At 68.8% G+C, this 11,750-nt stretch carries 17 protein-coding genes; 4 read left to right on the forward strand and 13 right to left on the reverse strand.

What is annotated here, in order from left to right:
- Window positions 1-56 precede the first annotated feature (56 nt).
- On the reverse strand, window positions 57-1,019 hold the full coding sequence (locus tag ACZ54P_RS11180) for a glycoside hydrolase family 25 protein (protein ID WP_465461358.1): 963 nt from the start codon (window positions 1,017-1,019) through the stop codon (window positions 57-59).
- Between the two features lie 130 nt (window positions 1,020-1,149).
- Here ACZ54P_RS11180 and ACZ54P_RS11185 point away from each other — a divergent pair, with 130 nt between their 5' ends.
- The 3 genes from ACZ54P_RS11185 (at window position 1,150) to bcp (ending at window position 2,581) form a co-directional block, all read left to right on the forward strand.
- Complete coding sequence (locus ACZ54P_RS11185; RefSeq protein WP_034308775.1) at window positions 1,150-1,332, forward strand: hypothetical protein; 183 nt, start codon at window positions 1,150-1,152, stop codon at window positions 1,330-1,332.
- Between the two features lie 199 nt (window positions 1,333-1,531).
- Complete coding sequence (locus tag ACZ54P_RS11190; protein ID WP_465461359.1) at window positions 1,532-2,077, forward strand: hypothetical protein; 546 nt, start codon at window positions 1,532-1,534, stop codon at window positions 2,075-2,077.
- 27 nt (window positions 2,078-2,104) lie between these two features.
- Entirely contained in the window at window positions 2,105-2,581 is a 477-nt protein-coding gene (gene bcp, locus ACZ54P_RS11195) for a thioredoxin-dependent thiol peroxidase (protein WP_465461360.1), read from the forward strand.
- Window positions 2,582-2,648: 67 nt separating this feature from the next.
- Here bcp and rdgB read toward each other — a convergent pair whose 3' ends face one another.
- The 5 genes from rdgB to ACZ54P_RS11220 are packed head-to-tail and all read right to left on the reverse strand — an operon-like array spanning window position 2,649 to window position 6,308.
- A complete protein-coding gene (gene rdgB / locus ACZ54P_RS11200; protein ID WP_465461361.1) occupies window positions 2,649-3,254 on the reverse strand; it encodes an RdgB/HAM1 family non-canonical purine NTP pyrophosphatase in 606 nt (201 codons plus the stop codon).
- Window positions 3,251-4,027 carry a ribonuclease PH gene (gene rph, locus ACZ54P_RS11205; protein ID WP_465461362.1) on the reverse strand — a complete coding sequence of 259 codons (777 nt, stop codon included), beginning with the start codon at window positions 4,025-4,027 and terminating at the stop codon, window positions 3,251-3,253. Before rph ends, rdgB begins: the two co-directional genes overlap by 4 nt.
- Window positions 4,028-4,050: 23 nt before the next feature.
- Entirely contained in the window at window positions 4,051-4,818 is a 768-nt protein-coding gene (locus tag ACZ54P_RS11210; protein WP_465461363.1) for an MBL fold metallo-hydrolase, read from the reverse strand.
- Window positions 4,819-4,848: 30 nt separating this feature from the next.
- Window positions 4,849-5,655 carry a glutamate racemase gene (gene murI / locus ACZ54P_RS11215; RefSeq protein WP_465461364.1) on the reverse strand — a complete coding sequence of 269 codons (807 nt, stop codon included), beginning with the start codon at window positions 5,653-5,655 and terminating at the stop codon, window positions 4,849-4,851.
- Window positions 5,652-6,308, reverse strand: a complete 657-nt coding sequence (locus tag ACZ54P_RS11220; RefSeq protein WP_465461460.1) for a rhomboid family intramembrane serine protease — start codon at window positions 6,306-6,308, stop codon at window positions 5,652-5,654. The genes murI and ACZ54P_RS11220 overlap by 4 nt, the downstream gene beginning before the upstream one ends.
- Window positions 6,309-6,399: 91 nt before the next feature.
- Between ACZ54P_RS11220 and ACZ54P_RS11225 the strand changes: the two genes are divergently transcribed.
- Window positions 6,400-7,278, forward strand: coding sequence for an arylamine N-acetyltransferase family protein (locus ACZ54P_RS11225; protein ID WP_465461365.1), 879 nt, complete (start codon window positions 6,400-6,402; stop codon window positions 7,276-7,278).
- Here ACZ54P_RS11225 and ACZ54P_RS11230 read toward each other — a convergent pair.
- From ACZ54P_RS11230 to clpS, 7 genes are all read right to left on the reverse strand, one after another.
- Window positions 7,233-7,952 (reverse strand): aspartate/glutamate racemase family protein, encoded by a 720-nt coding sequence (locus ACZ54P_RS11230; RefSeq protein ID WP_465461366.1) that lies wholly within the window; start codon window positions 7,950-7,952, stop codon window positions 7,233-7,235. The genes ACZ54P_RS11225 and ACZ54P_RS11230 overlap by 46 nt on opposite strands.
- Before the next feature lie 111 nt (window positions 7,953-8,063).
- Window positions 8,064-9,014 carry a PLP-dependent cysteine synthase family protein gene (locus tag ACZ54P_RS11235; protein WP_465461367.1) on the reverse strand — a complete coding sequence of 317 codons (951 nt, stop codon included), beginning with the start codon at window positions 9,012-9,014 and terminating at the stop codon, window positions 8,064-8,066.
- Window positions 9,015-9,017: 3 nt separating this feature from the next.
- Entirely contained in the window at window positions 9,018-9,290 is a 273-nt protein-coding gene (locus tag ACZ54P_RS11240) for a MoaD/ThiS family protein (RefSeq protein WP_465461368.1), read from the reverse strand.
- 71 nt (window positions 9,291-9,361) lie between these two features.
- On the reverse strand, window positions 9,362-9,769 hold the full coding sequence (locus tag ACZ54P_RS11245; protein WP_465461369.1) for a M67 family metallopeptidase: 408 nt from the start codon (window positions 9,767-9,769) through the stop codon (window positions 9,362-9,364).
- Window positions 9,770-9,900: 131 nt separating this feature from the next.
- Window positions 9,901-10,893 (reverse strand): P1 family peptidase, encoded by a 993-nt coding sequence (locus tag ACZ54P_RS11250; RefSeq protein WP_465461370.1) that lies wholly within the window; start codon window positions 10,891-10,893, stop codon window positions 9,901-9,903.
- Window positions 10,890-11,447 carry a DUF2017 domain-containing protein gene (locus ACZ54P_RS11255; RefSeq protein WP_007028265.1) on the reverse strand — a complete coding sequence of 186 codons (558 nt, stop codon included), beginning with the start codon at window positions 11,445-11,447 and terminating at the stop codon, window positions 10,890-10,892. The genes ACZ54P_RS11250 and ACZ54P_RS11255 overlap by 4 nt, the downstream gene beginning before the upstream one ends.
- Window positions 11,444-11,743, reverse strand: a complete 300-nt coding sequence (clpS, locus tag ACZ54P_RS11260; RefSeq protein WP_005165655.1) for an ATP-dependent Clp protease adapter ClpS — start codon at window positions 11,741-11,743, stop codon at window positions 11,444-11,446. The genes ACZ54P_RS11255 and clpS overlap by 4 nt, the downstream gene beginning before the upstream one ends.
- Window positions 11,744-11,750: the final 7 nt, after the last annotated feature.

An 11,750-nucleotide genomic window follows, 5' to 3' on the forward strand; every position in this document is an offset into this window, starting at 1 on the left:
GCCTCCTTTCCTACCCTCAAAGTAGGGAAGGAGGCCTTCACGGACTTTTGAGCCGCTCAGCCGACAATGTCGATCTCGAAGTCCGCGTTCGAGCTGTATTCGAAGTCGGCCCACACCGCGCCCGGCAGGTGGTACCGGCGGTGCGAAACAGTTTTCGGATCGAATCCGGGCGTCTTCAACGGATTCCCGCCGACACCGACCTTGTCGCTGCCCCAGGCGTAGATATTGCCCTGCCAAACGGGCGCGTCGGTGACGCCGTCGCCGTCGACGCGCGGACGGACGATGATCGCGGCCGTCTCGCTGCCGGAGAGCAGCAACCGCACGGACGTGACGCTCGGACTTGCCGGAATGGTCCTTCGTTCCATGAGTTCTGTCGTCGCCTTCCGTTTCGGGGCGGCGCCGCCGCCGCCGGTCAAGTGGGCGTTCGTGTAGGACTCGTTGAGGTCGACACTGCTCGCCCGGATACCGGGGATCTGGCCGGCGTCCGAGTACTGATGCACGTCGTAGCGGCCCGCGGCGGCGTCGGGTTTGGCGCCGTAGCGCGCGATCCAGATCACCAGGTCCAGCACGCCGAAACGATCCGGCCGCAGCATTTTCGCGAGTGAGTTGTTCAAGTAGATGCCCGGCCGGAAACCGTGCCCTGCCACGCGGTTGCAGAATCTGATCGAGAAGTCCCGCTTGCGCCCGTCCGGGATGTTCGGTGCGCTCGAACCCGGCGGATTGTCTTCGAGGTCGAGCATCGGGACGCAGCCGGTCGCCCCTAGCCGTCGGACCTCCGCGATGAAAACGTCGGCCTGTGCCTCGGGCGAGGGACTCGCCTGAGCGAAATGGTAACCACCTACGGGAATACCCGCGGCCCTCGCTCCGGCCACCAAGGCGTCGCCGGTATTACGCCCCCCATTCGGGAGACCACCACCGTCCGTGAGCTTGACGAAGACGAATGTCACGCCGTGCCTTTTGACGGCTTGCCAGTCAGTAACAGTCTGAAAGCGGCTGTAGACATCTATTCCCAGCGCCATTGTTACAGCCTGACGGGCGAACCCGATGGACAAAAGGGCCTAGCGGGCGATAACTGGTACGTCCGATTCGTCCTTTTGGGCGGCGCCTCCCCGGCTGACCCGGCTCACCCGTGCCCGTACTGTGACAGCCATGGCGTCACGAAGCCCCATTCGCTGGCTGACCCGGTGGGCGGACTGGTTCGAAGAGCGCGGTGTCTACGTCCCCGGCGAGGAGAGCCGCGCTGTCGACCCGATGCGCGATTTCGGCTGGCTGATCGTGGCCTGGGTCTCCGGTCTGGCGATCTTCATCCTGTTCTTCGCCTTCGCCGTTTGAGCGTGGCGATGTGCCATCGAGGTGACGACTGTCACTAGCCGTACCTTTCCGGTCACGGAACGGCCACGGGTGTACACCAGGTGCGCCTCAACCCGGCCGAGCGGCTCCTCTCAGCTGCCGAAGACCGTCACTCTGGACTCTTCGGCACTAATACCTACCTCGAACGGCCCATCCGACCCGCCGACTGGAGTAACCGCACATGGCGCCCCCGCGCACCCCGAAGCTCTTGATCGCCGCCTGCTCGTTGCTGCTGGCGACCGCGTGCGGGGTTCCGGCACCGGAAAAAGGGGCCGCCGCGCTCGGCGCGGACGCCCCGGCGCAGGGGCTGGCCGCGACGCACGCGGAAGGTGACCTCGCCTTCGGCGCCCCGCACCGGTTCGCGACCGGGGTCACGATCTCCGTGTCCGCGCCGAAGTCGTTCCGCCCCAGCACGTCGGCGTACCCGCAGAGCCCGCGCGCGGTGGCCTTCGGCATCGACGTGACGAACGCCGGCGACGGGGTCTACCGGCTCTCCGGTCTGTCCGTGACAGGTGAGGTCGACGGCGAAAGCTCTTCGGTCAAACAGGTCGTCGACGCGGTGCAGGGCTACAACGGCGTCGCGGACGCGGGCAAGGACGTGGCACCCGGCCGGTCGGTACATCTGAACCTGGCGTTCGCCGTTCCGGACAAGCCGGTGAGGCTGCGCCTGCAGATCCGGCCGAACCCCGCGGAGCCGGTCGCCGCGACCTACTGTGGGAAGGTCTGACGCCTCCGGTTCGCTACCGTGTGCGTCATGACCGAGCAGCGACTCTCCCCCGGCGACACCGCGCCCGATTTCACCCTCCCCGATCACGAGGGCGACGACGTCTCGCTCAGCGACTTCCGCGGCAAGTCGGTCGTCGTGTACTTCTACCCGAACGCGGGCACGCCGGGCTGCACGAAGCAGGCCTGCGACTTCCGGGACAGCCTCGCGCAGCTCAACGACGCCGGCTATCAGGTACTCGGCATCTCCCCGGACAAGCCCGCGAAGCTCGCGAAGTTCGTCGAGGCGGAAAAGCTGACCTTCCCGCTGCTCTCCGATACGGAGAAGACCGTCCTCAAGGCGTACAGCGCCTTCGGCGAGAAGAAGAACTACGGCAAGGTCTACGAGGGCGTCATCCGCTCGACCTTCGTCGTCGACGCGGACGGCAAGATCGCCGTGGCGCAGTACAACGTCCGGGCGACCGGCCACGTCGCGAAGCTGCTGCGGGACCTCTCCCTGGCCTCCTGAGCCGTTCGGTACAGCGGGTCGTGAGTGGCGATTCGGGTTCTAACCCGAATCGCCACTCACGACCAACTCAGCCGGCCAGCTTCCGCAGTTCTCCCACCAACGCCCGCAACGCCTTCCCCCGGTGCGAAGCCGCGTCCTTTTCGGACGGCTCCAGCTCGGCGGAAGTCCGGGTCTCCCCCTCCGGCACGAAGATCGGGTCGTAACCGAATCCGTTGGCACCACGGCGTTCCCTGATCAGCGAGCCCCGCCATTCCCCGCGCACCACGGTCTCGTCGCCACCGGGGACGACCAGCGCCGCCGCGCAGACGAACGCAGCGCCCATCCGCTCGTCGGGAGTGTCGGACAGCTGCGCCAGCACGAGATCCAGGTTCGCCTCGTCGTCGCCGTGCTTGCCGGACCAGCGGGCGGACAACACGCCGGGCATGCCGTTGAGCGCGTCGACGGCGATCCCCGAGTCGTCGGCGATGGCCGGGAGACCGGTCGCGGCGGCCGCGTCCCGCGCTTTCGCGAGCGCGTTGCCCTCGAAGTCGGGCGCGGTCTCGGGGGCTTCGGGGAACTCGGGGACGTCGGCAAGACCGACGACCTCGATACCTTCGATCCCCTCCGCCACCAGGATGCGCCGCAGTTCGCCGAGCTTCTTCGCGTTGCGGGTGGCAAGGAGCAGCTTGGTCACTTCGCGCCCTTCTTCTTGTCCGTACGCGGCTCGGGCAGTTCGCCGGGGTACGGCAGCGCGAGCGCCTCGGTCTGCAGGCGGGTCAGCTCTTCACAGCCCGCGAGCGCCATGTCCAGCATCGTGTCCAAAGTGGACCGCGCGAAGGTGGCGCCCTCACCGGTGCCCTGCACCTCGATCATGGTGCCCGCGTCGGTGGCGACGACGTTCATGTCGACCTCCGCGCGCGAGTCCTCCTCATACGGCAGGTCGAGGCGTACGCGGCCGTCGACGACGCCCACGCTGACCGCCGCGACCGAGGACGAAAGCGGCTGCGGGTCGGCGAGGCGGCCGGCCGCGCCGAGCCAGGTGACGGCGTCGGCGAGCGCGACGTAACCGCCGGTCACCGCGGCCGTGCGGGTGCCGCCGTCGGCCTGGATGACGTCGCAGTCGATGACGATCGTGTTCTCCCCCAGCGCCGCCAGGTCGATGCAGGCACGCAGGGACCGGCCGATCAGCCGGGAGATCTCGTGGGTGCGGCCGCCGACGCGGCCCTTGATGGACTCGCGGTCGCTGCGGGTGTTGGTCGCCGACGGCAGCATCGCGTACTCGGCGGTGACCCAGCCGAGGCCGGAACCGGCCCGCCAGCGGGGGACGCCTTCCGTGACGCTCGCCGCGCACAGCACCCGGGTGTCGCCGAACTCGATCAACACCGAGCCCGCGGGCCACCGCTGGAAGCCCCGGGTGATCTTGATGTCGCGAAGCTGGTCGTCGTTCCTGCCGTCTTTTCTCGCCACGGCCGTCACTCTAGAACCCCGCGTCAGACGTCGTAGACGGCGCCCTGCTCGACCAGCTCGGCCGCGGGGAACGCGATGGCCGCCTCGGCGAGGACGGCGGCGCGGTCGGTCCAGGGCGCGACGTGGGTGAGCAGCAGCCGCCCCACCCCCGCCTTGCGCCCGAGTTCCCCCGCTTCCTTACCGGACAGGTGGACGCCGGGGGGCCGGGTGGGCGAGTCGGTCCAGGACGCCTCGGAAAGCAGCACGTCGACGCCGTCGGCGAGTTCGGTCAGGGCGTCGCAGATGCCCGTGTCGCCGGTGTAGGCGAGTGTCCGGCCGCCATGGGTGACACGCAGGCCGAACGCCGGCGTCGGGTGGTCGACCGGAACGGCGGTGACTTCGAACGGCCCGATCTCCATGGGCTCGGTTCGCAGGGCGTTGAAGGCGTAAACGTCGGAGAGATCGGTGGTCGCCCGCTCCTCCTCGTTCGCCGCGTAGGCGTACGAGAGCCGCTCGTGCACGTCTGACGGTCCGTAGACCGGCAGACGGCGCGGCCGTTCGGGGTACGGCAGGGCCGGGTGGTAGCGCCGCATGACGGTCAGCGCGCTGACGTCGGCGCAGTGGTCGGGGTGCAGATGCGAAAGGATCAGCGCGTCGAGATCGAACGGGTCGCGCAGGGCCTGCAGCCGCGCGAGTGTCCCGTTGCCGAGTTCGAGCCCCAGGACGAACCCGTCCGCCTCGATCAGATAGCCGGACGCGGCGGCGTTGGGCCCGGGGATGCTGCCGCAGCAGCCGAGGATCGTGAGACGCACTGTGACACCTTAAGCGCGGAATCGGCTTTTTTACGCGCTGGTGGGAGCCAGCACACCCGGAGCGAAACCCATGAACCGCTGAGCGAGTCTCGTGAACGGCTCGGCGGATCCGGTGGCGACGAACTCGTGCCGCGGCGGGGTGTCGCGCTCGGCGAGGAGGTCGTTCTCGGTGAGGACGCGCACGAGGTCCCGCGCGGTCTCTTCGGCGCTCGACACCAGCGTGACGTCCTGGCCCATGACGATCTGCAGCACCCCGGACAGCAGCGGGTAGTGCGTGCAGCCCATGACCAGCGTGTCGACCTGGGCGTCCAGCAGTGGTTCGAGATAGCCCTGTGCGAGTCCGAGCACCTGACGGCCGGTGGTGATCCCGCGTTCGACGAAGTCGACGAACCGAGGGCAGGCGACGCTGGTGATCTGGACGTCCTGAGCGGCGGTGAAGGCATCGTCGTAGGCACGGGACCGGACGGTGCCCTCGGTGCCGATCACGCCGATCCGGCCGGAGCGGGTGGCGGAGACCGCCCTTCGCGCGGCCGGGAGGACGACCTCGATCACGGGGACGTCGTAGCGCTCCCTCGCGTCGCGAAGGCAGGCCGCGGAGGCGGTGTTGCAGGCGATGACCAGCGCCTTCACCCCGCCGTCGACGATGTCGTCCAGCGCTTCCAGCGCGTACTGGCGTGCCGTCGCGATGGGAAGGGGACCGTACGGATTGCGGGCGGTGTCGCCGACGTAGCGCAGCTGCTCACCGGGCAGCTGTTCCAGGATCGACCGGGCGACGGTGAGCCCGCCCACTCCGGAATCGAAGACGCCGATCGGGGCGTCGGCGCTCGGCTTGGTCACCCGGCGAGGCTACCGGGACCGGACGCTTTCCTGGCATGGGACCTGTCCATCCTCGCCACCACCCAGGCCGCGAAGACCCCTGACAGCGCGCCGAACAGGTGACCTTGCCACGAGACGCCCGGATCACCCGGAAGCAGTCCCCAGAGCATTCCGCTCCAGATTCCCAGCAGCAGCACGGCCACCAGGATCTGGCCGACAGCCCGGTTGAAGATGCCCCTGACCAGCAAGAACGCCAGCCAGCCGAAAGCGATGCCGGAGGCGCCCACGGTCACCGTGTTGTCCGGCGCGATCAGCCAGACACCCAGGCCGGAGAGCACCCAGATGATCGCGGTGACCAGCACCCACCTGCCGACCCCCGAAGCCATCGCGAGGAAGGCGAACACCAGGACCGGGACGGTGTTGGAGAACAGATGCCCCCAGCCCGCGTGCAGCACCGGCGCCCACAGCACGCCGTCGAGCCCGGAGACGTCGCGCGCGAGGATGCCACCCTGATCGAGGTCGGCGGGCAGGACGACGTCGACCAGTTCGACCAGGTAGAGCAGCACGGTGAAGGCCAGCGCCGCGATCGCGGCGGCCTTCGGGTTCGGCGGCAGGACGCGTTTGGCCGGATCCGTACCGGACGACTCGCTCGCCGGGACCGGCTGGGAAGGCAAAGTGGTCACCTCCACAGGCTACGGCCGGAACGGGCGAGGTCGCCTCGGTGAGAACCCTGATTTGTCGGTGGGTGCCGTTACGGTCGTCGGCATGGGGTCACCTTCTTCCGAGCACGTCGACGTGCCCGCTTATCTCGCCCGACTCGGCCTCGAGCACGAGCCGCCGAGCCTCGACGCGCTCTTCCGGCTGCACGCGGCCCATGTCGAGCGGGTGCCGTACGAAGATCTGGAAGTCCAGCTGGGCCGGGTCACGTCGCTGGATCCGGCGGTGTCGTTCAGCCGGATCGTCGCCGGTCGCGGCGGCTACTGCTATCACCTCAACGGCGCGTTCTCGGCCTTGCTGAAGGCACTCGGCTACCAGGTCATGCGCCATCCCGGCGGGGCGCACACCGCTCAGGAGACCGCCGGGATCCATCTCAACCACCTGGCGCTGACGGTGACCGGGCTGCCGGAGACGCCCGAAGTCGGCTGGCTGGTCGACGTGGGGCTCGGCGACGGCATCCATGAACCGCTCCCGCTGCGTGAAGGCGAGTACAAGCAAGGGCCGCTGGTGTTCCGCATGCGGACGTCGGAGATCACGCCCGGCGGCTGGCGGTTCGACCACGATCCGCAGGGAAGTTTCGTCGGCATGGATTTCGCGCCCGAGACGGCGGTGATGCAGGACTTCGCCGAGAAACACGTCGAGCTTTCCACGTCCGAGAACTCCGGATTCGTCCGCACGCTCGTGCTGCAGCGCCGGGACGCCGAAAGCCTCGATTCGCTGCGCGCGCTGACGCTCACCCGGCTGCCGGGCGGCAAGACGGTGCTGGAATCACCGGCCGAGTGGTGGACGGCGATCGAGGACGTCTTCGGGGTGCGGCGTGGCCTGTTCACCGAGGAGGAGCGCGACAGGCTGTGGCGGCAGGCCGTCTCCCAGCACGAGCGTCATCTCGCCGGAGCGGAAGGGAGCGCGGTCTTGCCGAGCGCGTAGTCCACGGCCGCTTCGGCGTGCAACCTGGTGGTGGGGAAGGTGGGCACCGGACTGTCTTCCGGGCCGACGAGCAGTTCGATCTCGGTGCAGCCGTAGATCACGCCGTCGGCGCCCTTCTGGACGATCCGCGCGATGACCTCGCGGTACCGCTCGCGGGAGTCCTCGGTGACGACGCCGTGGACGAGTTCGTCGTAGATGATCCGGTGCACCGTCTCGCGGTCGTCCTCCTCCGGGACGAGCACGTCGAGCCCGTGCGCGGCGAGGCGTTCGCGGTAGAACGGCTGGGCCATGGTGAACCCGGTGCCCAGGAGGCCGACTCGCTTGAGGTTCCCGGCAGTGATCGCGGCGGCCGTGGTGTCGGCGAGGTGCAGCAGCGGGACGCCGAGACCGTCGGTGAGCTGCTCGGCGACCTTGTGCATCGTGTTGGTGCACAAGACGACGAAGTCCGCTCCGGCGGCTTCGAGGCCGCGCGCGGCGCGGTTCAGTTCGCGCCCGGCGTCGTCCCAGCGGCCTTCGGCCTGCATCGCCTCGATTTCGGCGAAGTCCACGGAGTAGAGCACGGTGCGCGCGGAGTGATAACCGCCGCGAAGCTCACGGACGCGCTCGTTGACCAGCCGGTAGTACTCGGCCGACGATTCCCAGCTCATCCCGCCCAGCAACCCGATGACCTTCATGCTCGCCATCGTGCCAGCGCCGCGCGTGCCCTGCCGCCAATGCTATGAAAGGTCCTTTCCTTGCAAATTTTGCAAGGAAAGGACCTTTCATAGCACGCGAGAAGCGGAGAATCAGGCCCAGAGCTGCCCGTCGAGCCTTTCGGCCGCTTCGTCGAGCGAGCCGGAATAAGCGCCCGTCGAGAGGTACTTCCACCCGGCGTCCGCGACCACGAAGGCGACGTCGGCGGGTTTTCCCGAAGCCGCGGCCTTCTCGGCGACGGCGAGCGCCGCGTGCAGCACGGCACCGGTCGAAATCCCCGCGAAGATGCCTTCGTGCTCCAGCAGCTCACGTGTCCGTCGAAGCGCGTCGTAAGCGCCGACGGAGAAGCGGCCGTTGAGCACGCTCGCGTCGTAAAGCTCCGGGACGAAGCCCTCGTCGAGGTTCCGCAGGCCGTACACCAGCTCGCCGTAGCGCGGCTCGGCCGCGATGATCTGCACGTCCGGTTTCGTCTCGTGCAGGTAGCGCCCGACGCCGACCAGGGTGCCGGTGGTGCCGAGGCCGCCGACGAAATGCGTCAGCGTCGGCAGGTCCTTCAGCAGTTCGGGCCCGGTGCCGCGATAGTGCGCGTCGGCGTTCGCCGGGTTGCCGTACTGGTAGAGCATGACCCAGTCCGGGTTGGCCACGGCCAGTTCCTTCGCCCGGCGCACGGCCTCGTTGGAGCCACCCGCGGCCGGGGAGTAGACGATCCGCGCGCCGTACGCCTGCAGCAGCTGCTTGCGTTCGGTGGAGGTGTTCTCCGGCATGACGCACACCAGGCCGTAGCCCTTGAGCTTCGCGGCCATGGCGAGCGCGATCCCGGTGTTGCCCGACGTCGGCTCCAGGATCGTGGAGCCACGCCGGAGGGTGCCTTCACGCTCGGCGGCCTCGATCATCGCCAGCGCGGGGCGATCCTTGATCGAACCGGTCGGGTTGCGATCCTCCAGCTTCGCCCACAACCGCACGTCGTGGGTGGGTGAAAGCCGGGGCAGGCCGACCAGGGGGGTGCCGCCGAGCGTGTCGAGCAGCGACTCGAAGCGAGCCATGGATCAGCCTCCGGCCACGGCGGGCAGGATGGTCAGGGTGTCGCCGTCCTTGACCTCGGCCTCGAGGCCACCGGAGAAGCGGACGTCCTCGTCGTTCACGTAGACGTTGACGAAGCGGTGCAGCTTCTCTTCCTTGACCAGGCGGGCCTTGAGGCCGCCGTGGCGGGACTCGATGTCGTCGATCACCTCGAGCACGGTCTTGCCGGCCGCCTCGACGGACTTCTCGCCGCCGGTGTGCGTACGCAGGATGGTCGGGATGGACACGGTCACGGCCATGGTGTTCTACCTCCGGTGGGTTCTCTACTACGCAGACGTTCGATCCGGCCCCGGTTATTCCGGGCCGGGATTCAGCCGATGATCTCGACGGGCTCCTCGGTGATCTCCCCGTCCACGATCCGGTAAGACCGGAACTGGTGCGAATCGGGGTCTTTGGTGGAGACGAGCACGTAGTGCGCGTCGGGTTCCGCGGCGATCGAGACATCGGTGCGCGACGGGTAGGCGTCCGTGGCGGTGTGCGAGTGGTAGATGACCACCTGGACCTCGCCGTTCGCCTCCAGCTCGCGATGCAGCCTGAGCTGGTCCATCGAGTCGAATTGGTAGAACGTCGGCGACCGGGCGGCGTTGACCATCGGGATGAACCGTTCGGGGCTGTCCGATCCTTCCGGACCGGCGATCACCCCGCACGCCTCGTCGGGATGGTCACGGCGGGCATGGGCGACGATCTCGTCGACGAGTTCACGGCGGATCCGGAGCACACCGCACATCTTAGGTGCTGGACGGGACCGGTCCACACTCTGAGATTGCCGCCACTCGATCCCCGCATTTCGTCCTCTAAACGCGGTCCTTGCACGCGCAACTACCGCAGTGAGAGGACGAAACGCGGAGGTCAGGCGAACGCTTCGGGCCAGACGTCGCGGTAGGCGCGCATTCCACCGGCGGAAGTGGCGTTCAGCACGCCGTGCACCATCGCCCGCCCGAAGACCCGCGCGGCCGCCGAGCACAGCGTGTCCAGCACCGCCGCGCGCGCCGTCGCCGCGATCGGTCCCGCGCCTCCGGGCAGTTCTTGCTCCCCGGTCGCCAGCGCGAAGACCGTGTCGCCGTCGAACATCGTGTGCGCCGGCCGCACGGCCCTGGCGAGACCGTCCTGCGCGGCCACCGCGAGCCGCCGAGCCTCCGCCTTGGACAGCGCCGCGTCGACCGCGACCACGCCGATGACCGTGTTGAGCCCGGGTACCTTCGCCTCGACGTCGCCGGGCCGGTCCGGCCAGCGGACGCCGAACTCGCCGTCGACCTCGTGATCCGCCGCGAACGGGCGGCCGGTCGAAAGGTCGACGGCCTCACCGGCGGCGTTCACCGCGGCCACGACGCCGACCGTGAACTCCCCGACCCGCTCCGAAGCCGTCCCGATCCCACCTTTGAGTGATCCCGCTTTCGCACCCGCACCGGCGCCGACCGTGCCCAACGCGACAGGACCGGCCGTGGCGGCTTCGCAGGCCGCGTAGCCGAACGACGCGTCCGGGCGGTTGCCCCACTCACCGCGCGGCAGGTCGAACAACACCGCGGCGGGCACGATCGGCACCACCTCGTGCGGCTGCGTCCCGACGGGGATCCCCAGGTTCCGCTCGGCGAGCCAGCGCATGACGCCGTCCGCCGCGGCCAGGCCGTACGCGCTCCCACCGGACAGGCAGATCGCGTTGACGTGCTGGACCAGGTTCTCCGGCTCCAGCAGGTTGGTCTCGCGCGTGCCGGGCGCGCCGCCGCGCTGGTCGACGGCACCGACGGCACCGCCGGGGACCAGCACGACCGTCGTCCCGGTCGCCCAGCCGTCACCGACCCGCTCGTGGTGCCCGACCAGCACCCCCGGAACGTCGGTGATCATGAGGTCAGCGACTGGATGAGGGTTTCCTGGACCCAGGTCAGCCAGTGGTAGACGCCCAGATGCGGCGCGCGAGGGTCGTCCTCGGGCAGCTCGTCGGGCATGTCCTCGGTGACGTCGAGCGCGGTGCCCAGCGCGAGCCGGACGTCGTTGAGCGCGCCCAGCCACGCGTCGGCCTGCTCGAAGGTGAGCCGCACGTTCCCGCCGTCCCTCGGCAAGGTGTCCAGCACGATCTTGGCGACGCCGACCTTCTTGTCCAGCAGCTCCGGCTCGTGGATCGAGCGCATCGCGGCGGCCGAGTCGATGTCCTCGCGGGTCGGGTTGTCCGGGTCCAGCTTGTGGAAGTCCGGCAACAGCCGCGAGAGCACGGGGTCGTCCGGCGACTCGGTCGGGCCCGTGCGGATCCCGGTCAGCTCGGCCAGCTCGTCCTGCGGCGCCTCCTCGGCGCGCGCGGTGAGCATGTCCTCCAGCTGGCTGACCAGGCCGCGCAGTACCGCGGCCTCCTGCTGCTCGAACCCGGCGACGATGGTCTCGCCCTTACGGCGCCATCCGTTCACGACGGCTGTTCCATCGTCGCCCAGAGGCCGGCCGCGTGCAGCTTCGCGACGTCGGTCTCCACCTTCTCCTTGGAACCGGAGGACACGATCGCCTTGCCCTTCTGGTGTACGTCGAGCATCAGCTTCGTGGCGTGGTCCCGGCTGTAACCGAACAGCTTCTGAAACACGTACGTCACGTACGACATGAGGTTCACCGGATCGTTCCAGACGACCGTCCGCCAGGGCTTGTCCTCAGAGACGACTTCTACTCCCTGTGGATCAACCTGCGTCTGCTCGGATGCGACAGGCGTGGACATGCACTCC

The sequence above is a fragment of the Amycolatopsis sp. NPDC034160 genome, from assembly GCF_055575355.1.

Coding starts and splice junctions, on each gene's coding strand:
- ACZ54P_RS11180 (WP_465461358.1), bottom strand. CDS start 1,019: ATGGCGCTGGGAATAGATGTCTACAGCCGCTTTCAGACTGTTACTGAC.
- ACZ54P_RS11185 (WP_034308775.1), top strand. CDS start 1,150: ATGGCGTCACGAAGCCCCATTCGCTGGCTGACCCGGTGGGCGGACTGG.
- ACZ54P_RS11190 (WP_465461359.1), top strand. CDS start 1,532: ATGGCGCCCCCGCGCACCCCGAAGCTCTTGATCGCCGCCTGCTCGTTG.
- bcp (WP_465461360.1), top strand. CDS start 2,105: ATGACCGAGCAGCGACTCTCCCCCGGCGACACCGCGCCCGATTTCACC.
- ACZ54P_RS11225 (WP_465461365.1), top strand. CDS start 6,400: ATGGGGTCACCTTCTTCCGAGCACGTCGACGTGCCCGCTTATCTCGCC.
- ACZ54P_RS11230 (WP_465461366.1), bottom strand. CDS start 7,952: ATGAAGGTCATCGGGTTGCTGGGCGGGATGAGCTGGGAATCGTCGGCC.
- ACZ54P_RS11235 (WP_465461367.1), bottom strand. CDS start 9,014: ATGGCTCGCTTCGAGTCGCTGCTCGACACGCTCGGCGGCACCCCCCTG.
- ACZ54P_RS11240 (WP_465461368.1), bottom strand. CDS start 9,290: ATGGCCGTGACCGTGTCCATCCCGACCATCCTGCGTACGCACACCGGC.
- ACZ54P_RS11250 (WP_465461370.1), bottom strand. CDS start 10,893: ATGATCACCGACGTTCCGGGGGTGCTGGTCGGGCACCACGAGCGGGTC.
- clpS (WP_005165655.1), bottom strand. CDS start 11,743: ATGTCCACGCCTGTCGCATCCGAGCAGACGCAGGTTGATCCACAGGGA.